Origin of the sequence: Streptomyces sp. NPDC002935 (assembly GCF_040611295.1) — a bacterium.
GTDB lineage: Bacteria > Actinomycetota > Actinomycetes > Streptomycetales > Streptomycetaceae > Streptomyces.
Genome location: NZ_JBEXNW010000003.1, coordinates 71,699 through 89,845 on the forward strand (window position 1 = coordinate 71,699; position 18,147 = coordinate 89,845).

Here is an 18,147-nt window from a genome sequence, read left to right on the forward strand (position 1 = left end):
TTACGCGGCCGGGGAGTCCGCGACGGCCTCGTACGGCGGCCACAGTTCGTGCCAGCGCCGGTCCGCCTCCAGCTGCGCGGCCAGCGACACGAGCAGCGGCTCGCTGTCCGCCGGGCCGAGCAACTGCGCCCCGACCGGGAGCCCTTCGCCGACGAAGCCCGCGGGGACGTTCACGCCGGGCCAGCCGAGGACGTTCCACGGCCAGGCGTACGGGCAGGCGGCGATCATGGCCCGGTCGGTGCCGAAGCCGCTCAGATCGGCCATCGCGCCGATCCGCGGCGGGGGAGCGGCGGTCGTGGGCGCGAGCACCACGTCGTAGGTGTCGAAGAGCGCGCCGACGCGCCGGTGCAGCGTGGCCTCGGCCCGGCGGGCCAACCGCAGCGGCGCTCCGCCGAGCAGCCGGCCGAGGCGCGCGGCGTCGCGGGTGCGCCGGTCGAGGAGGTCGGGGAAGGGCGTGTCCCGCACGTGTTCCGCGATGCCGGCCGTGGCGCGCGGGATGAACGTGAGCCCGATCTGCCCGTAGCGCGGATCGGCCTCCTCCACCGTGTGCCCGAGCGCTGCGAGCCGCTCCGCGAGCGCGACGACCTTCGCCCGTACGGCGGGGTCGAGCCGGGCGGGCAGCGCGGTGAACGGCGGCTTCAGTGACAGCGCGATGCGCAGCCGGCCCGGATCGCGGTCCACGGCGTCGCGGACGCGCAGCGCGGCGGGCCGGTGCAGATCACCGTCGTGGTTGCCGCTCGCCGCGTCCAGCAGCAGGGCCGCGTCCGCGACCGTGCGGGCGAGCGTGCCGTTGACCGTGATGCCCTGGAAGGACTCCGGGCGCGGCCACGTCGAGATCCGGCCGCGCTGCGGCTTGATGCCGACCAAGTGGGTCCAGGCGGCCGGGATACGCACGGAGCCCGCGCCGTCCGAGCCCAGCGCGGCGGGGACCAGGCCCGCGGCCACGGCGGCGGCGGAGCCCCCTGACGAGCCGCCCGGGGTGTGCCCGTGGTGCCAGGGGTTGCGGGTCGCGCCGAAGGCCGGGCCCTCGGTGAAGGGCCACTGGCCCAGCTCGCAGGTGTTGGTCTTTCCGATCACGACGGCACCGGCCGCGCGCAGCCGGCGTACCGCCTCGCCGTCCTCGGCCACCGGCGGGAAATCGCCCGGGCAGCCGAACGCGGTCGGCTCGCCCGCCACGTCCATGTCGTCCTTGACCGCCAGCGGCACCCCGAGCAGCGGTCGCCGCCCGCCCGCCGCCAGCTCCTTGTCCGCCGCGTCGGCCTCGGCGAGGGCCGCCTCGGCACGCACCCGCCGGAAGGCGTTCACGGTGGGCCGGGCCGCCTCGATCCGGGCGAGCGCCCGCTCGACCAGCTCGCGCGAGCTCACCTCGCCGTCGGCCAGCGCACGCGCGCTCTCGGTCAGGCCCGCGGCACGGTCGGGAGCCATCCGGTCACCTCCGCAGCAGTTGTCTACTGAACGGTAACCTGTGTGCGGGCCAACCGGTACGGGAAGCGCAACTTCCCCCGCGGAAGCGGAACTTCCGCCGGGCGGGGTGCCCGCCCGGGCGCCCCGGCCCGGAGCGGCGTGGTGGCCTTCTGCAAGGATGCGGTTCGTCATGGTGCAGATACCCAAGCAATCCGCTCAGCCGTCGCCCGCACAACGGCCCGTGCCGACGAGTGCCGACGTGGCACGCCTCGCGGGTGTCTCGCGCGCGACCGTCTCGTACGTCCTGAACAACACCAGCGCCGTGCGCATCAGCGAACCCACCCGGCTCCGGGTCCGCGAGGCAGCCGAAGAACTCGGGTACGTCCCCCACGCGGCCGCCCGCAGTCTGCGCGCCGGCCACAGCCGCATGGTCCTGATGCCCGCCCCGACCGTGCCCGTGGGCCCCCTCTACAGCCAGTTCTTCTCCGAGCTCCAGGGGGCACTCGGCCGGCTCGACTACACCGTCGTGCAGTACGGCAGCGTCGGCCTGCGCGGCGACGAGGCCGCCCGCGCCTGGGCCGAGCTGCGACCCGTCGCCGTCCTGGTGCCCGGCAGCGGCCTCGGCTCGCAGGGCGTCGCGGTCCTCAAGAGGGCCGGCGCACGCGCCGTGGTCACGCTCGGCCCCGAACGGGTCGAGGGGGCCCACGCCCTGCTCATGGACCACGACCGGGTCGGCCACTGCGCGGGCGTCCATCTGCTCTCCCGCGGCCGCCGCCGCATCGGCGTGGTGATGCCGGAGGAGGCGGGCCTGGAGATCTTCTCCCAGCCCCGCCTCGACGGCGTACGGCGCGCCCTGCACGGCACGGACGCGACGGTGACCGAGCTGCCCCTGGCGTACGAGGAGGAGGCCGCCGGCCGGCTCGCGGAGCGCTGGCGTCCGCTCGGGCTCGACGCCGTTTTCGCGTACAACGACGAGTACGCGATGCTCCTCATGCGCGCCCTGCAGGACGAGGGTGTCGCCGTCCCGGACGAGACCGCCGTGGTCGGCGCCGACGACCTCATGCTCGGCCGGCTGCTCCGGCCCCGGCTGAGCACCGTCCACATCGAGCTGCCCTCGGGCCGCGACCTCGCCGAACTGGTCGACCGCGCGGTCCGCGAGCCGGGCGCCGAGCCCGAGACGCACGAGGTACTGGGAGCACGAGTCGTGCACCGCGCGTCGAGCTGAGAGAGGCTGGGCCTGTTCGCCCGGCCCGTGCGCGGCCGGGGCTGGTCCCCTCGCCGGAGCTCGGCCCCGGCGGCACCGGACACCGGAGGAGCGTCATGCGGACCACGGTCGGCATCATCGGCGGCGGCCCGGCAGGGCTGCTGCTGGCCCGGCTGCTGCACCGGAGCGGGGTCGACTGCGTCGTCCTGGAGAGCAGGACGCGCGCGTATGTGGAGCGGCGCCAGCGGGCCGGGATGCTGGAGCAGGGCACGGTCGACGCGCTGCGCGCGTGCGGGGCGGGCGCGCGGCTGGACGCCGAGGGGCTGGTCCACCACGGCATCGAGCTGCGCTTCGACCGCGAGCGCCACCACATCGACTTCCCCGTGCTCACGGGCGGCCGCACCGTCACGATCTATGCCCAGACGGAGATCGTGAAGGATCTCGTCGCCCTGCAACTCGACGGCGGGCCACCGCTGTTGTTCGAGGCCGAGGCGCTCGCCGTGGAGAAGCCGGAGAGCGGATCGCCCGTCGTGCGGTTCGTGCACGAGGGCCGTGAGCGGACGCTGAGCTGCGACTGGGTGGTGGGCTGCGACGGCTCCCACGGCATCGCGCGCGCCGCGTTCCCGGCCGGGACGGGCCGCTCGTACGCCCACGACTACCCGTACTCCTGGCTCGGCATCCTCGCCGATGTGCCGCCCTCCTGCGAGGAGTTGGTCTACGCCCGGGGTGCCACCGGCTTCGCCCTGCACAGCATGCGTTCCCCGTCGGTGTCCCGGCTGTACCTCCAGGTCCCGAACGGCACCGACGCCGCCGACTGGCCCGACGAGCGCGTCTGGGACGAACTGGCCGCGCGCTTCGCGGTCGACGGGGACTGGCAGTTGGAACGTGGTCCCGTCACCGCCAAGTCGGTCACCCCGATGCGCAGTTGGGTCCATGAACCGATGCGCCACGGGCGGCTGTTCCTTGCCGGGGACGCCGCCCACATCGTGCCGCCGACCGGCGCCAAGGGGCTCAACCTCGCGGTGTCCGACGTCCGGGTCCTGGCGCGCGGCTTCGCCGAGCTGTACAGCACCGGCTCGGGTGAACTCCTTGACCGTTACTCGGAGTTTGCCCTTGAGCGCGTGTGGCAGGCGACGCGTTTCTCGTACGACATGACTAGGATGTTGCACGCTCAACCAGATGGGGATGCCTTCGAACACCGGATGCAGCTCGCGCGACTGCGCCGGATCACGGCCTCCCGTCCCGCCGCCGCCGAACTGGCCGCGAACTACACGGGACTTCCGCTCGCCCCCGAGTTCGCCGGACCCGCAGGACGCGGCGAACCCGAGGACGCGGAAGCCCGAGCCGCAAGAACCCGCTGAGTCCCGCTGGTGATCAGTGAACGATCGGAGAGCCGACATGCCGCTGCTCGACCCCACGACCTGGCAGTCCCGCCCGCTCTCGGGCGATGAGTACGCCGTCACCGAGCCCGCCACCGGCGAGCGCCTCGGTACCGTCACGCTCGCCGCCGCCGAGGACATCGCGACGGCCGCGCGGACCGCCCGCGCCGCACAGACGGAGTGGGCCAGGACCCCGCACTTCGCGCGCGCCGCCGTACTGCGCAGGGCGGGGGACCTCTTCACCGCGCACGCCGACGAGCTGCGCGACTGGATCGTGCGGGAGTCCGGCTCCATCCCGGGCAAGGCGGACTTCGAGCTGCACGTCGCCGCCCAGGAGTGCTACGAGGCCGCCGCTCTCGCCTCGCGCCCGACGGGCCAGATCCTGCCCTCGGAGGCGCCGCGCCTGTCGTACACGCGCCGCGTCCCGGTCGGAGTGGTGGGCGTGATCGCGCCCTTCAACGCGCCGCTGATCCTCTCGATCCGCTCGGTCGCCCCGGCGCTCGCGCTCGGCAACGGCGTCGTCCTGAAGCCGGATCCGCGCACGGCCGTGTGCGGGGGCCTGGCGCTCGCCGCCGTCTTCGCCGAGGCGGGACTTCCGGACGGGCTGCTGCAGGTCCTGCCCGGCGGCCCCGACGTCGGCCGCGCCCTGGTCGCCGACCCGCTGGTCCCCGTCATCTCCTTCACCGGCTCGACCGCCGCCGGACGTGCGGTCGGTGAGGCGGCCGGCCGCCATCTCAAGCGCGCCCACCTGGAGTTGGGCGGGAACTCCGCCCTGGTCGTCCTGGAGGACGCCGATCTCGACGCGGTCATCTCCACGGCGGCCTGGGGCTCGTTCTTCCACCAGGGCCAGATCTGCATGACGACGGGCCGCCACCTGGTCCACGCCTCGCTGTACGAGGAGTACGTCGAGCGGCTCGCTGCCAAGGCCGACTCACTGGCCGTCGGCGACCCGCACCGCGAACAGGTGCACCTCGGACCCATCATCGACGAGGCCCAACTCGCCAAGATCCGGGGGCTGGTGGAGTCCAGCACCGCGAGTGGCGCGAAGCTGGCGGCGGGCGGCACGCACGACCGGCTCTTCTACCGGCCCACGGTGCTCGCCGGAGTCGACGACGCGACCCCGGCGTACGCGGAGGAGGTGTTCGGCCCGGTCGCCCCGGTCCGTTCCTTCAGCACCCTCGACGAGGCGGCGGCCCTGGCGTCCGCGGGACCGTACGGACTCTCCGTGGGCATCGTCACCCGGGACACCGCGCTCGGCCTCGACCTCGCCGAGCGCATCCCGACCGGTATCGCCCACATCAACGACCAGACCGTCAACGACGAGGCCGTCGCTCCTTTCGGCGGTACCGCCGCCTCCGGCACCGGCGCCCGCTTCGGCGGCGAGGCCAACCTGGAGGCCTTCACCGACCTGCGGTGGACGACGGTGCGCGGGGTCGTGGCGACGTACCCCTTCTAGAGAGTCGCGCCGTACCCCTTCCAGAAGGTCGCGCGCGGTCCTGCCAGGGCTCTGGCGTACCCGCTCCAGAGCCTCTGGGTCACCTCTTCGAAGGGTCTACTCGGCGGCCTTGGCCTGCTGCGCCGCGACCGACTTGCGGACCTCGTCCATGTCCAGCTTCCGGGCCTGTCCGATGACGTCGTCCAGGGCGGCCGCGGGCAGTGCCCCCGGCTGGGCGAAGATCGCGACCTGATCGCGGACGATCATCAGGGTCGGAATCGACTGGATCTCGAAGGCGGCCGCCAGCTCGGGCTGCGCCTCCGTGTCGACCTTGGCGAAGACCAGGTCCGGGTTGGCCGCGGCGGCCTTCTCGTAGACCGGCGCGAACTGACGGCACGGCCCGCACCAGGACGCCCAGAAGTCGATCAGGACGAACTCGTTGTCCGTGACCGTCTGGTCGAAGTTCTCCTTGGTGAGCTCAACGGTGCTGCTCATTCCTTTTCCCTCTTCCTCACGTCCGGGTCATGCCGGTTTCGACAACGCCACCCGGCGGGGGCGTATTCCGCGCCCGTACCCGTGTGGCCACGGCGCACACCAGCAACCAGACTGGTCCCATGACGGAAACGGAATCCATCGCCTACGACGTCGTGGTGCTCGGTGCCGGGCCCGTGGGGGAGAACGTCGCCGACCGCGCCCGCGCCGCCGGCCTCTCCACCGCGGTCGTGGAGAGCGAACTCGTCGGCGGCGAGTGCTCGTACTGGGCGTGCATGCCCAGCAAGGCACTCCTGCGCCCGGCCATCGCCCGCGCCGACGCCCGCCGCGTACCCGGCCTCGCCCACGCCGTGGAAGGCCCCCTCGACGCCCCAGCGGTGCTCGCCCACCGCGACTACTTCACCTCGGACTGGAAGGACGACGGCCAGCTCAGGTGGCTGGACGGCATCGGAGCCGACTTCTACCGCGGCCACGGCCGACTCGCCGGATCACGCACCGTGACCGTCGACGGGCCCGACGGTGAGCGCCAGGTGCTGACCGCCCGGCGCGCGGTCGCCGTCTGCACCGGCACCCGAGCCCTGCTGCCCGATCTGCCGGGGCTCGCCCAGGTAAAGCCGTGGACGAGCCGCGACGCCACCAGCGCGCACGCCGTGCCCGGGCGGCTGATCGTGGTGGGCGGCGGTGTGGTCGCCGCCGAGATGGCCACGGCCTGGCAGGCGCTCGGCTCCCAGGTCACCCTCCTGGTCCGCGGCAAGGGCCTGCTGCCCCGTATGGAGCCCTTCGCCGGGGAACTGGTCGCCGAGGCCCTGACCGAGGCGGGCGCGGACGTGCGCACCGGCATCTCGGTGACCGCGGTCTCGCGCGAGGGTTCGACCGTGGTCGCCCTCACGGACACCGGTGACCGCATCGAGGCCGACGAGATCCTGTTCGCCACCGGCCGCGCGCCCCGCACCGACGACCTCGGTCTCGAAACGGTCGGCCTGGAGCCCGGCAAGTGGATCGACGTCGACGACAGCCTCCGGGTCATCGGCAGCGACTGGCTGTACGCGGTCGGCGACGTCAACCACCGCGCCCTGCTCACCCATCAGGGCAAGTACCAGGCCCGGATCGCGGGTGCCGCCATCGCCGCCCGCGCCGCCGGGGTGCCCCTGCTGGAGACGGACCCCTGGGGCGCGCACGCCGCGACCGCCGACCACGCGGCCGTCCCTCAGTGTGTCTTCACCGACCCGGAGGCGGCGGCCGTGGGTCTTTCCCTCGCGGAGGCGGAACAGGCCGGACACCGGGTCCGGGGCGTGGACGTCGACATGGCCTCGGTGGCCGGCGCCGGTCTGTACGCGGACGGCTATCGCGGCAAGGCCCGCATGGTCGTCGACCTCGACCGCGAGATCGTCCTCGGTCTCACCCTGGTCGGCCCCGGAGTCGGCGAACTGATCCACTCCGCGACCGTCGCCGTCGTCGGACAGGTACCGATCGACCGCCTGTGGCACGCCGTCCCGTCGTATCCGACGGTCAGCGAGGTCTGGCTGCGGCTCCTCGAGGCGTACCGGGACGCGTGACCCGGTACGGCACACCGGGCGGTTCACCGTGTGTGCCCCGGAGCACCGCTCCGGGGCACACACGCCGGGTGACCGGGGATGGGGATTCGGCGCCGTCCGTGAAGGGGAGGCGGGCCGCGCGGGGCGCGGGCCCTAGCGGGCGAGGGCGGCTTCGCTCGGCGCCTGGGCGCGGGGGTCGGAGGTGAGGGCGCGAAGGATCTCCTCGACGCTCTGCTTGGCGTCGCCGAAGAGCATGCCGCTGTTCTCCCGGAAGAACAGCGGGTTCTGTACGCCCGCGTAGCCCGAGGCCATGGAGCGCTTGAAGACGACGACCTGCTCCGCCTCCCACACCCGCAGGACCGGCATGCCCGCGATCGGGCTGGTGGGGTCCTCCTCCGCGGCCGGGTTGACGGTGTCGTTGGCGCCGATGACCAGGACGACGGAAGTGTCGGCGAGGTCGTCGTTGATCTCGTCCATCTCCAGGACGATGTCGTACGGCACCTTGGCCTCGGCCAGCAGCACGTTCATGTGTCCGGGCAGACGGCCGGCCACGGGGTGGACGCCGAAGCGGACCTCCACGCCGCGCTCGCGCAGCTGACGTGTGAGCTCGGCGACCGGGTGCTGCGCCTGGGCCACGGCCATGCCGTAGCCGGGGGTGATGACGACGGACCGGGCCTGCGTCAGAAGCTCGGCCACCTCCCGGGCCTGGATCTCGCGGTGCTCGCCCTGTTCCTCGTCCCCGCCCGTGGGAGCCTCGATGCCGAAGCCGCCCGCGATGACCGAGATGAAGGACCGGTTCATCGCCTTGCACATGATGTACGACAGGTAGGCGCCCGAGGATCCGACCAGCGCGCCCGTGACGATCAGCAGGTTGTTGTCGAGCAGGAATCCCGCCGCCGCCGCGGCCCAGCCGGAGTAGCTGTTCAGCATGGAGACGACGACGGGCATGTCGCCGCCGCCGATCGAGGCTACGAGATGCCAGCCGAGGACGAGCGCGAGCACGGTCACGGCGATCATCAGACCGAGGCTGGGGCTGATCGTGAACCAGGCCGTCAGCGCCACGAACGCCACCAGCGCCGCGACGTTGAGCGCGTTCTTGCCCGGCAGGACCAGCGGACGGGACTTGGCGCGCCCCGACAGCTTGAGGAAGGCGACGATCGAGCCGGTGAAGGTGACCGCGCCGATGAAGATGCCGATGAACACCTCGGCGTGGTGGATCTCCAGCAGATCTGCCGTGACGTGCCTCTGCGCGGCGCCGTGCGCCTCGACCTCCAGGTAGCTGTTCCACCCGACCAGCACCGCGGCGAGGCCGACGAAGCTGTGCAGCACGGCGATGAGTTCGGGCATCTCGGTCATCTCGACCTGTCGCGCCCGCCAGATGCCGATCGCCGCGCCGAGCACCATCGCGACGACGATCAGCGTGACCGCGCCCGCGTTGATGCTCTGTGCCGCGAGCACGACGGTGGCGACGAGGGCGAGGGCCATGCCGGCGATGCCGTACACGACACCGGCACGGGAGGTGCGGTGCTGGGACAGCCCCGCCAGGCTGAGGATGAACAGCAGGGCGGCGACCAGGTCCGCGGCATGGGAGGCTGTGGTTGAAGTCATTGCGGCTCAGCCCTTCGAGAACATGGACAGCATGCGGCGGGTGACGGCGAAGCCGCCGAAGATGTTCACGCTCGTCAGCAGGATCGCCACGAACGAGAGCGTGGTGACGACCGCGCTCTGATGACCGATCTGCAGCAGCGCTCCGACGACCACGATTCCGGAGATCGCGTTGGTGACGGACATCAGCGGCGTGTGCAGCGCGTGGTGCACCTTGCCGATCACGTAGTAGCCGATCACCACCGCCAGCGTGAAGACCGTGAAGTTCGCCGCGAGCTGCGCCGGCGCGAAGGCGACCAGGGCGAACATCGCCAGCATGCCGGCTCCGATCAGCCCGAACCGGGCCGCCGGGGTGAGTCGCGACTCCTTCGGCTGTGCGGCCGCTGCCACGGGGGCGGACGGCGCGGCGGCCGAGGCCGAGACGGCGACGGGCGGCGGAGGCCAGGTGATCTCGCCCTCGCGCACCACGGTCACCGCCCGCTGGACCACGTCGTCGAAGTCGATGACCAGCCGACCGTCCTTGCCGGGCGTCAGCAGCTTGAGCAGGTTCACCAGGTTGGTGCCGAACAGCTGTGAGGCCTGGGTGGGCAGCCGGGACGCGAGATCGGTGTAACCGATGATGGTGACGTCGTTGTCGGTGACCACGATGCGGCCCGCAACGGTTCCCGCGACATTGCCGCCCTGGGCCGCCGCCATGTCGACGATGACGCTGCCGGGCTTCATCGCCGCCACATCCTCCGCCGTGAGCAGGCGCGGGGCGGGGCGGCCCGGGATCAGCGCGGTCGTGATGACGATGTCCACGTCCTTCGCCTGCGCGTGGTACAGCTCTGCGGCGGCACGGTCGTAGTCGGCCGAGGTCGCCTTGGCGTAGCCGTCGGTGCTCTCCTCCTGCGCGACGTCCACCGCGAGGTATTCGCCGCCCAACGACCGCACCTGGTCCGCCACTTCCGGTCGCGGATCGGTCGCCCGGACGATCGCGCCGAGACTGGAGGCGGCGCCGATGGCAGCCAGCCCGGCCACACCGACGCCGGCCACCAGCACCTTCGCCGGCGGGACCTTGCCCGCGGCCGTCACCTGGCCCGTGAAGAAGCGCCCGAACACGTGCGCCGCCTCGATCACGGCTCGGTAGCCGGCGATGTTGGCCATCGAACTGAGCACGTCCATCGACTGCGCCCGCGAGATCCGCGGTACCGCGTCCAGGGCCAGCACGGTGATGGGTCGGCTCGCGAGCTCCGCAAGGAGGTCTGACCGCTGGGCCGGGCTGATCAGCCCGATCAGCGTCGCGCCGTCGGGCACGCGCGCGATCTCGCCCGGCGAAGGAGAGTTGACCTTGAGAACGACGTCCGCCTGCCAGGCGTCGCCTATCCGTGCCCCCGCCTCACCGTAGGTGTCGTCCGCGAAGCCTGACGCCGTGCCGGCGTCCGACTCCACGACGACGTCGTAGCCCAGCCCCACCAACTGGCGCACCGTGGCAGGCGTCGCCGCGACACGGGTCTCCCCGGGAGTGGACTCGGCCACCACTCCGATGCGCTGGGGCGGGTGGTGGGCCGATTCTTCTGCGGGCATGGCAATGTCTCCCTCAGGGGACGCAGATGTGCTGTCACGAATGTGTGATCAGGGGGAGTCCGCACCCCTTGGACGCAGGAACTTACATGGTGGAGCAGGCTGTTTGGCACAGCACGCAACCGTGACTTGTTTCACGCGAGGCCTGTTGCCGACAACACGATGACAGGGGCCGGAGCAACTGCATGCGAGTAAGCCTTGAGAGGGACACGGCCGCCGTCGGCCTCCTCGATGGAGGCCCATCGGGCGGAACCTGCCGGATCTCGCGGCGCACAGGCAGGGCCGTGACGGAACATCAAACCGGCACATAACGAGCCGGCTCACGTCGAGCAGCGACCTGAAGCCGGCGAGCCCGGCACCGGAGGGCCTCAGGTCTACCGGCCGGGCGCCCCGGTGGCCTCCGCCGGACGGTCCTGTCGCGCCCGCCAGGTGGGCCGTGGTGTCCGCCCGGCGCTTCAGTCCGGCAGGGTGAAGCCCAAGGCCTCGGCCGCCCGCTCCGGCGTGGGCTGGGTCCAGAGTTCCGCTGTCGCCCGGTTCGAGGACAGTGAGCGCAGTTCCGCGCGGTCGAGGTAGAGCGTGCCGTCCAAGTGGTCCGTCTCGTGCTGGACGATGCGTGCGGGCCAGCCGCTGAACACCTCGTCGACCGGTCGTCCGTGCTCGTCCAGCCCGGTCAGCCGTACTTCGGTGTGCCGGGCCACCACGGCCTGCCAGCCCGGAACGCTCAGGCAGCCCTCGAAGAACGCCGCCCGCCCCGGACCGATCCCCTCGTAGGACGGATTGACCAGCACCCGGAACGGCTGCGGCACGCGACCTCGTACCCGGCGTACCTCCTCCGAGACCGGCGCCGGGTCCTCGATGACGGCGAGCCGCAGCGGCACGCCGACCTGCGGCGCGGCGAGCCCGACGCCCGGCGCCGCGTGCATCGTGGCGCGCAGGGCGGCCACGAACCGGGACAGCAGCCCGGCGTCCAGCTGTCCGTCGAACGGCTCGGCCCCCCGGCGCAGTACGGGGTCGCCGGCCGCGACGATCGGCAACGGACCCTCGTGGCCGAGGAGTTCCTCGACCAGGTCGCTCAGGGTGCCGCGGGAGGCGCTGGGGTCACGTTCGGATGCCATCGCGCCAGGATGCCAAGCCGGACCGAGCCGATCGAGGCGGCGCCGGGCGAGTCCCGCGAATTCCCGATGTGACGCAGGCCACATCGGCGCCCGGGAACTCGCCGCCCCCGCGCCCCGACTACTGGACCGCCACCGGCGAAGGGAGCCCAACTCCCCGGCCCACGGCTCCTTTCCGTCCCCTGCCCGACCGGAGAACACCGCCGATGCCCACCGCTCCCTCCCCGACGACGGACGCGTCCCCGCAATCCGTCGCCCCCGCACCGACCCGGAGTGTCCGGTCCGTCCTGCGCCCGCTGATTCTGCGTCTGCACTTCTACGCGGGCGTGCTCGTCGCCCCGTTCCTGCTGGTGGCTGCCACGACCGGCCTGCTGTACGCCGCCTCGTTCCAGGCCGAGGAGATCCTGTACGCGCACGAGCTGACCGTTCCCGCCGGTGACCACAAGCTGCCGCTGTCGGAGCAGGTCGCGGCCGCCCGCACGGCCCACCCCGAGGGAACGGTCTCGGCCGTCCGGCCCTCCCCGGAAGCGGACGCCACGACGCGCGTCCTGCTCTCCGGCGTCCCGGGTGTCGACCCCGACCACACCCTCGCGGTGTTCGTCGACCCGTACACCGCGAAGGTACGCGGCTCGCTGGAGCAGTACGGCTCCACCGGGGCGCTGCCGCTGCGCACCTGGCTCGACGGGCTGCACGGCAATCTCCACCTCGGCGAGAGCGGCCGGCTCTACAGCGAACTCGCCGCGAGCTGGCTGTGGGTGATCGCGGGCGGCGGCCTCGCACTGTGGTTCGGCCGCCGCAGGGCACAGCGCAAGGTGCGCGGGACCAGCGGGCGCCGCCGCACCCTCGGACTGCACGGCACGGTCGGCGTCTGGGCGGCCGTCGGATTCGTCTTCCTCTCCGCGACGGGCCTGACCTGGTCGACGTACGCCGGGGCCAACATCGACACCCTGCGGACCTCGCTCCACCAGGCCACCCCCTCGCTCTCGGCGGCGACCGGTGGCGACCACGGAAGCCACAACGGTTCGGGAACCGGCACCGGCGAGGACGCCGCCGCCCCGCGGGACCTCGACACGATCCTCGCGGTTGCCCGTGCCAAGGGCCTGGGCGACCCCGTCGAGGTCGTCCCGCCCGCCGACGCCTCCTCGGCGTACGTGGTGAAGCAGATCCAGCGCAGCTGGCCCGAGAAGCAGGACGCGGTGGCCGTGGACCCGGCGAGCGGCGAGGTTGTCGACGAACTCCGCTTCGCCGACTACCCGTTGCTCGCCAAACTGACCCGCTGGGGCATCGACGCCCACACCGGAACGCTCTTCGGCCTGGTCAACCAGATCGCCCTGATGGCGCTCGCGCTCTCGCTGATCCTGCTCATCGTGTGGGGCTACCGCATGTGGTGGCTGCGCGGCCGCGCCTCCGCGTTCGGCCGGCCGATCCCGCGCGGCGCCTGGCAGCACGTCCCGCCGCAGATCCTGGTCCCGGCGCTCGCGACCGTCGCCGTCCTCGGCTACTTCGTACCGCTGCTCGGCATCCCGCTCGCCGTGTTCGTCGCCGTCGATGTGCTCCTCGGCGAGATTGCTCACCGGAGGGCGGGCGCGTCCGCGGCGGCCGGGTAGCGTGATCCGACACGCGACAGCCGGAGGGAGAAGGACATGGCGCACCGCGACCGCGAGGATCGGCCGCAGCGCTCCCGACGCCGCGGACAGGGCGAGTTGGAGGTCCAGGTGCTCGCCGCCCTGCGTGAAAGCGCCGTCCCGGTGACCGCCGCCTGGGTGCAGGAACGCCTCGGCGGCGACCTCGCCTACACCACCGTGGTCACCATCTTGACCCGGCTGCTCGCGAAGGACGCGGTGGCCCGCGAACGGCGGGGACGGTCCTTCGCCTGGACGCCCACCGCCGATGTCGCGGGCCTCGCCGCGCTCAAGATGCGTCGGCTCCTCGACGGCGAAGGGGACCGTGAGGCCGTGCTCGCCAGCTTCGTCACCGCGCTGTCGCCGGACGACGAACAGGTGCTGCGCGCACTGCTGGAGGCGGCACACCCGGCTGAGCCGACGGCTGCACACGACGACGCGGGCACGGGCGGCACGCGCACGGGCGGCGCGGGCACCGGCGGCACGACCTGGGCGGGTGATGAGCCGGGAGCGCCGGGAGTGCCGGGAGCGCCGGCCGGGTCGGCCGGTCGTACGGAAGACTGACGCCTCCTGGGGGTCTTCGTCTTCCTGCCGCTCTTCCTGCCGCTCAGCGCCTGGCCCGTCGCCCGCCTCGCCGAACTGCGTCTGCACCCGCGGACGGCCACACGGCTGCTCACGGCCGTCGCCACCGTGATGGCCCTGTGCAGCACGCTCAGCCTCACCCTTCTGATGGTGGTCGGAACCGCCCAACTGCCCGGCAACCCGCTGCCGGACGCATGGTCGGACCCCGAGGTGCGCGCGGCCGTGCCGCAGGACGAGATCGCGGGCAAGGCGGCGATCCCGGCCCTGATCCTGGTGACCGCGCTCTGCCTGCGCACCCTGTGGCACCACCGCCGGGTCGCCCGCCGAGCCCGCCGGGCGCTCGCCGGACTCCCCGTCACCTCCGTGGTCGTACTCCCCGACGCCGCGCGCTACGCCTACGCGCTGCCCGGAGGCCGCCGGGACCGGGTGGTCGTCACCGCGTCCCTGCTCGCCGGGCTCGACTCTCACGAGCGCCGCGCCCTGTTCGCCCATGAGCGCGCCCATCTCGCGTCCCGGCACCACCGCCACCTGCTGGTCGTGCGGCTCGCGGCGTCCGCCAATCCCTTCCTCGGACCACTGCGGACGGCTGTCGTCTACACGGCCGAGCGCTGGGCCGATGAGGAGGCGGCCCGGGTGGTCGGCAGCCGCAGAGTGGTGGCGCGGGCGATCGGGAAGGCCGCGCTGCTGTCCGGCGGACGCGGCCCGGAGCCGGCGCTCGCCGGGTTCGCGGCCGTCGGCCCGGTGCCGCGCCGCGTCGCCGCCCTGCTGGCGCCCGCGCCGGCGGCCCGCAGCCTGCCGTCCGTGTTCACGGCGGTGGGGCTGGCGGCCTGGGGCGCCGCCGTCGGGACTCTCGTCTCCGCGATGTCCTCGGCCAACTCGGCGGTCACCATGTTCCTGATCCTGCACGCGGCGACGCCGTTCTAGACCCGCCCTCCGTCGTGGTCGCCGGGCGGCGGCCGGACATACGAGAAGGCCGGTCACCGAGGTGACCGGCCTTCTCCGCAGGGGCCCGGGACCCGGGTCTCTCCAAGGCCGGGATCCGGGGCCCGGGATCACCCGAGCCCCGGATCGGATCAGGCCTGTTCGAAGTCGCCCGCGAGCGCGGACGCGATCCGCAGGTGCGACGCCGCCTCGTCGTGCCGCCCCTGGCGCTGCAGCGTGCGTCCCAGCATCAGCCGGGCGTAGGACTCGACCGGGTCGAGCTCCACGAGCGCGCGCAACTCGGCTTCGGCGCGGCGCAGTTGGGCCGAGTGGTAGTAGGAGCGTGCCAGCAGCAGCCGGGGTCCGGTCTGCTCCGGCATCTCCTCGACCAGTCCGCCCAGCACCCGTGCCGCCGCGGCGTAGTCCTTGGCCTCGAAGAACAGCTGACCTCGCTCCCAGCGTTCCGCGGCCGTCCCGTGGTCGTAGTACGTCATTTCCACCGCTGACCTCCTTCGAGGGCCACAACCGCGCCGATTGGTTGAATATTCCACGATCTGCCAGGGGTGCCAGGGGTGCCAGGGGTGCCAGGGGTGCCAGGGGTGCCAGGGGTGCCAGGGGTGCCAGGGGTGCGGCTACGCCTTGGCCAGTTCCGCGTTGGCCCGCTCCGTGACGAGGGTCAGCACGCGTCCGGCGGCCGCCAGGTCCTCGGCCGGAATCCCGGCGTACAGCCGGGCGGCGATCTCGCTGCCGGCGGTGCGGATCGACTCGAACAGTTCCCGGCCGCCGTCCGTGAGGGACACCCGTTCGGCCGTCGGCTCCTCCAGAAGCTTCAGGGCCGTCATCTCCTCGACGGTCCGACGGGCCACCGGCTCCTCGATCTTCAGGGTGCCGGTCAGCCGGCCCACGAGCCAGCCGCGCTCGACGGTCCCGCCGTTGTCGGAGACGGCCCGCAGGGCCACGGACTGGTTGAAGGTGGTGCCGCTGCGGGCCAGCACCCGCTCCAGGGCGGCGCGGCTCGCGTAGTGCGCCAGGCCGATGACCTGGCCGTTGGCGGTGGGAAGAGAGGTGGTCATGACTGCTCCTCGGGTGAAACCTCGTCGGAACGGAGTGACAGCTCGTCGGAATGCGGTCCGGCTCCGGTGGGCGGATCGAGCGGTACGTCGAGCAGGGCGGCCAGCTCGCGGCTGAACGCTCGGGTGCCTTCGCCGCCGAGACCTCCCAGCGGTTCGAGAAGCCGCTCCAGCAGGCCCTGCACCACGGTGATCGCTCGGCGGGTGATCTCGCGCCCCTCCTCGGTGAGGGACAACCGCACCGCGCGGGGGTCCGCCGGATCCCGGGTGCGGTCGAGAAGGCCGGCCGCCTCCAGGGAGCGGGCCAGCTTCGAGACGTAGAGCGGTTCGAGTCCGGTGTGGTCGGCGAGCCCGCGCTGACTGGGGCGATGCCCGTCCCGGTTCATGCTGTACAGCGACGCCATCAGCGAGTACTGGGCGTGCGTCAGGCCCAGGGGGCCCACCGCCCGGTCGACCGCGACGCGCCATTTCATCGACAGGCGCCAGACGAGGAAACCGGGCGTCGCGTTCTCGGATACCGACTTCACTGAACTCATGCAAAAAACAGTACATGGCTATTATGTCCATGGCTACTATTTCCCTCGAATGGTCCGTCCATGACGTACGGACCTGGGCCCCGGGCTCCGGTCGCCGCGCCGGTTCTGAGCCAAGTGCCCCTCAATGGGCGGATCGATGGCCTGACGAGAGCTCCCCGACGGGGCTAGGTTGTGCGCCATGAGCAATCTTGATCGGGAGGCGGTTCCCGCCCCCTGCGGTGGCCGCGGGTTCGTGGTGGCCGAGCCGGTGCGTGAACTCCTCAGCCCCCGCCGGGTCAAGCTCGGCGAGTCCACCGAAGTCCGCCGTCTGCTGCCGAACCTGGGCCGGCGCATGGTCGGCGCGTGGTGCTTCGTCGATCACTACGGGCCCGACGACATCGCCGACGAGCCCGGCATGCAGGTCCCGCCGCACCCCCACATGGGCCTGCAGACCGTCAGCTGGCTGCACGAGGGCGAGGTGCTGCACCGCGACTCCACGGGCAGCCTCCAGACGATCCGCCCGCGCGAACTCGGCCTCATGACCTCGGGCCGCGCCATCAGCCACTCCGAGGAGAGCCCCCGCTCGCACTCCCGCCTGCTGCACGGCGCGCAGCTCTGGGTCGCCCTGCCCGACAGCCACCGGCACAGCGACCCGCACTTCGAGCACCACGCCGAACTGCCCGTCGTCACCGCCCCCGGCCTGCGGGCCACGCTCCTGCTGGGCACGCTCGACGGCACGGCCTCGCCCGGCACGACGTACACGCCGATCGTCGGCGCCGACCTGGCCCTCGCGAGCGGCGCGGACGTACGTCTGCCGCTGGAGCCCGACTTCGAGTACGCCGTCCTCGCCATGTCCGGCGAGGCCCATGTCGACGGCGTGCCGATGATCCCCGGTTCCATGCTCTACCTCGGCTGCGGCCGTACCGAACTCCCGCTGCGCGCCGCGTCGGACGCCGGCCTCATGCTCCTGGGCGGTGAGCCGTTCGAGGAGGAGCTGATCATGTGGTGGAACTTCATCGGGCGGTCCAACGAGGACATCGCCCAGGCCCGTTCGGACTGGATGAAGGGCTCCCGATTCGGTGAGGTGGTGGGTTACGACGGCGCACCGTTGACCGCTCCCGACCTCCCGCCTGGCCCGCTGAAACCGCGCGGCAGGGTGCGCTGACCTGGGGTTCCAGCTCTAGTACAGGCCTCTCGCCGGACGCGTCTGTCCTCGCTCGACGCCTCGTTTTCCCGAGGGGTCGATCGCTCCTGCGAAGTCCATCGACGGACAACGCTGCGTTCTCATGTCTGGCCATATGTAGGCGGGTTTAGTCAGCCCAATGCTGACCCAAGGCTGACTTTCCTGACGGAGTGTCAGTGCCATTGCGCTTGTGTCGCAGCTGTTGGAGCGTCCGCCCCGGAGCTGCCGCTCGCGTGTAGGCCAGGCCGATGCTGACTTCGGTGAATTGTGCTGGGGCAAGGCGCCCCCGAGTACCTGGGCGACGAAGGGAAGGAGAAGTCCGTGACGAGGGGGCTTTTGTGGGAATCCCCCAATGCCCCGGCGCGCCGCTGCTGCCGTACTCACCCCTTGGGCGGACCGCCATGGGGAGGCTATGGCTGCAGCGAGGGGTCTCGGAAGCGGTTTGTCGGCAAGCCAGGCTCCGCTTTAGAACAGAATAAGTCGCTCGAACAAGTCGGACGTCGATACGGATGTCGTGGCGGCGTG

At 72.3% G+C, this 18,147-nt stretch carries 16 protein-coding genes; 8 read left to right on the plus strand and 8 right to left on the minus strand.

Translation table 11 applies throughout. The features are described from left to right. Positions 1-1,425, minus strand: coding sequence for an amidase (locus ABZX90_RS04400; protein WP_355201394.1), 1,425 nt, complete (start codon positions 1,423-1,425; stop codon positions 1-3). A gap of 169 nt (positions 1,426-1,594) precedes the next feature. Between ABZX90_RS04400 and ABZX90_RS04405 the strand changes: the two genes are divergently transcribed. The 3 genes from ABZX90_RS04405 to ABZX90_RS04415 all read left to right on the plus strand — a co-directional run bounded on the left by ABZX90_RS04405 (position 1,595) and on the right by ABZX90_RS04415 (position 5,443). Then, positions 1,595-2,629 carry a LacI family DNA-binding transcriptional regulator gene (locus ABZX90_RS04405; RefSeq protein ID WP_355201396.1) on the plus strand — a complete coding sequence of 345 codons (1,035 nt, stop codon included), beginning with the start codon at positions 1,595-1,597 and terminating at the stop codon, positions 2,627-2,629. Positions 2,630-2,724: 95 nt separating this feature from the next. Continuing rightward, positions 2,725-3,969, plus strand: coding sequence for a 4-hydroxybenzoate 3-monooxygenase (locus ABZX90_RS04410; RefSeq protein WP_355201398.1), 1,245 nt, complete (start codon positions 2,725-2,727; stop codon positions 3,967-3,969). A gap of 37 nt (positions 3,970-4,006) precedes the next feature. Then, positions 4,007-5,443, plus strand: a complete 1,437-nt coding sequence (locus tag ABZX90_RS04415) for a benzaldehyde dehydrogenase (protein WP_355201765.1) — start codon at positions 4,007-4,009, stop codon at positions 5,441-5,443. 96 nt (positions 5,444-5,539) lie between these two features. On the opposite strand, the gene trxA is transcribed toward ABZX90_RS04415, so the two are convergent. Further along, positions 5,540-5,917, minus strand: coding sequence for a thioredoxin (trxA, locus tag ABZX90_RS04420; RefSeq protein WP_355201400.1), 378 nt, complete (start codon positions 5,915-5,917; stop codon positions 5,540-5,542). Positions 5,918-6,036: 119 nt separating this feature from the next. On the opposite strand from trxA, the gene ABZX90_RS04425 reads away from it, so the two are divergent. Further along, a complete protein-coding gene (locus tag ABZX90_RS04425; RefSeq protein WP_355201402.1) occupies positions 6,037-7,470 on the plus strand; it encodes an NAD(P)/FAD-dependent oxidoreductase in 1,434 nt (477 codons plus the stop codon). A 132-nt stretch (positions 7,471-7,602) separates the two neighbouring features. On the opposite strand, the gene pntB is transcribed toward ABZX90_RS04425, so the two are convergent. The 3 genes from pntB to ABZX90_RS04440 all read right to left on the minus strand — a co-directional run bounded on the left by pntB (position 7,603) and on the right by ABZX90_RS04440 (position 11,732). Further along, complete coding sequence (pntB, locus tag ABZX90_RS04430; protein WP_355201403.1) at positions 7,603-9,057, minus strand: Re/Si-specific NAD(P)(+) transhydrogenase subunit beta; 1,455 nt, start codon at positions 9,055-9,057, stop codon at positions 7,603-7,605. 6 nt (positions 9,058-9,063) lie between these two features. Beyond that, a complete protein-coding gene (locus ABZX90_RS04435; RefSeq protein WP_355201405.1) occupies positions 9,064-10,620 on the minus strand; it encodes a Re/Si-specific NAD(P)(+) transhydrogenase subunit alpha in 1,557 nt (518 codons plus the stop codon). A 452-nt stretch (positions 10,621-11,072) separates the two neighbouring features. Then, positions 11,073-11,732, minus strand: a complete 660-nt coding sequence (locus ABZX90_RS04440) for a peptide deformylase (RefSeq protein ID WP_351120205.1) — start codon at positions 11,730-11,732, stop codon at positions 11,073-11,075. Positions 11,733-11,935: 203 nt separating this feature from the next. Between ABZX90_RS04440 and ABZX90_RS04445 the strand changes: the two genes are divergently transcribed. The 3 genes from ABZX90_RS04445 to ABZX90_RS04455 are packed head-to-tail and all read left to right on the plus strand — an operon-like array spanning position 11,936 to position 14,857. After that, complete coding sequence (locus ABZX90_RS04445) at positions 11,936-13,336, plus strand: PepSY domain-containing protein (protein WP_355201407.1); 1,401 nt, start codon at positions 11,936-11,938, stop codon at positions 13,334-13,336. 36 nt (positions 13,337-13,372) lie between these two features. After that, positions 13,373-13,915 (plus strand): BlaI/MecI/CopY family transcriptional regulator, encoded by a 543-nt coding sequence (locus ABZX90_RS04450; RefSeq protein WP_355201409.1) that lies wholly within the window; start codon positions 13,373-13,375, stop codon positions 13,913-13,915. Positions 13,916-13,921: 6 nt separating this feature from the next. Then, positions 13,922-14,857, plus strand: a complete 936-nt coding sequence (locus ABZX90_RS04455; RefSeq protein WP_355201767.1) for a M56 family metallopeptidase — start codon at positions 13,922-13,924, stop codon at positions 14,855-14,857. A gap of 149 nt (positions 14,858-15,006) precedes the next feature. Here the strand turns inward: ABZX90_RS04455 and ABZX90_RS04460 are convergent, their stop codons facing one another. The 3 genes from ABZX90_RS04460 to ABZX90_RS04470 form a co-directional block, all read right to left on the minus strand. Next, the gene (locus ABZX90_RS04460; RefSeq protein ID WP_355201411.1) at positions 15,007-15,348 is read right to left on the minus strand and encodes a tetratricopeptide repeat protein; all 342 of its coding nucleotides are present in this window, start codon (positions 15,346-15,348) and stop codon (positions 15,007-15,009) included. Between the two features lie 138 nt (positions 15,349-15,486). Next, entirely contained in the window at positions 15,487-15,927 is a 441-nt protein-coding gene (locus tag ABZX90_RS04465) for a MarR family transcriptional regulator (protein ID WP_355201413.1), read from the minus strand. Further along, on the minus strand, positions 15,924-16,460 hold the full coding sequence (locus ABZX90_RS04470; RefSeq protein WP_355201415.1) for a MarR family transcriptional regulator: 537 nt from the start codon (positions 16,458-16,460) through the stop codon (positions 15,924-15,926). The genes ABZX90_RS04465 and ABZX90_RS04470 overlap by 4 nt, the downstream gene beginning before the upstream one ends. A gap of 178 nt (positions 16,461-16,638) precedes the next feature. Here ABZX90_RS04470 and ABZX90_RS04475 point away from each other — a divergent pair, with 178 nt between their 5' ends. Beyond that, a complete protein-coding gene (locus ABZX90_RS04475; RefSeq protein WP_351120219.1) occupies positions 16,639-17,604 on the plus strand; it encodes a pirin family protein in 966 nt (321 codons plus the stop codon). The last annotated feature ends 543 nt before the right edge of the window (positions 17,605-18,147 follow it).

What these genes read in the sequence shown, in the direction of transcription:
- ABZX90_RS04440 (WP_351120205.1), bottom strand. Translation starts at nt 11,732, where the DNA reads ATGGCATCCGAACGTGACCCCAGCGCCTCCCGCGGCACCCTGAGCGAC.
- ABZX90_RS04475 (WP_351120219.1), top strand. Translation starts at nt 16,639, where the DNA reads ATGAGCAATCTTGATCGGGAGGCGGTTCCCGCCCCCTGCGGTGGCCGC.
- ABZX90_RS04465 (WP_355201413.1), bottom strand. Translation starts at nt 15,927, where the DNA reads ATGACCACCTCTCTTCCCACCGCCAACGGCCAGGTCATCGGCCTGGCG.
- ABZX90_RS04405 (WP_355201396.1), top strand. Translation starts at nt 1,595, where the DNA reads ATGGTGCAGATACCCAAGCAATCCGCTCAGCCGTCGCCCGCACAACGG.
- ABZX90_RS04470 (WP_355201415.1), bottom strand. Translation starts at nt 16,460, where the DNA reads ATGAGTTCAGTGAAGTCGGTATCCGAGAACGCGACGCCCGGTTTCCTC.
- ABZX90_RS04410 (WP_355201398.1), top strand. Translation starts at nt 2,725, where the DNA reads ATGCGGACCACGGTCGGCATCATCGGCGGCGGCCCGGCAGGGCTGCTG.
- ABZX90_RS04450 (WP_355201409.1), top strand. Translation starts at nt 13,373, where the DNA reads ATGGCGCACCGCGACCGCGAGGATCGGCCGCAGCGCTCCCGACGCCGC.
- trxA (WP_355201400.1), bottom strand. Translation starts at nt 5,917, where the DNA reads ATGAGCAGCACCGTTGAGCTCACCAAGGAGAACTTCGACCAGACGGTC.
- ABZX90_RS04445 (WP_355201407.1), top strand. Translation starts at nt 11,936, where the DNA reads ATGCCCACCGCTCCCTCCCCGACGACGGACGCGTCCCCGCAATCCGTC.
- pntB (WP_355201403.1), bottom strand. Translation starts at nt 9,057, where the DNA reads ATGACTTCAACCACAGCCTCCCATGCCGCGGACCTGGTCGCCGCCCTG.
- ABZX90_RS04460 (WP_355201411.1), bottom strand. Translation starts at nt 15,348, where the DNA reads ATGACGTACTACGACCACGGGACGGCCGCGGAACGCTGGGAGCGAGGT.
- ABZX90_RS04400 (WP_355201394.1), bottom strand. Translation starts at nt 1,425, where the DNA reads ATGGCTCCCGACCGTGCCGCGGGCCTGACCGAGAGCGCGCGTGCGCTG.
- ABZX90_RS04415 (WP_355201765.1), top strand. Translation starts at nt 4,007, where the DNA reads ATGCCGCTGCTCGACCCCACGACCTGGCAGTCCCGCCCGCTCTCGGGC.
- ABZX90_RS04435 (WP_355201405.1), bottom strand. Translation starts at nt 10,620, where the DNA reads ATGCCCGCAGAAGAATCGGCCCACCACCCGCCCCAGCGCATCGGAGTG.
- ABZX90_RS04425 (WP_355201402.1), top strand. Translation starts at nt 6,037, where the DNA reads ATGACGGAAACGGAATCCATCGCCTACGACGTCGTGGTGCTCGGTGCC.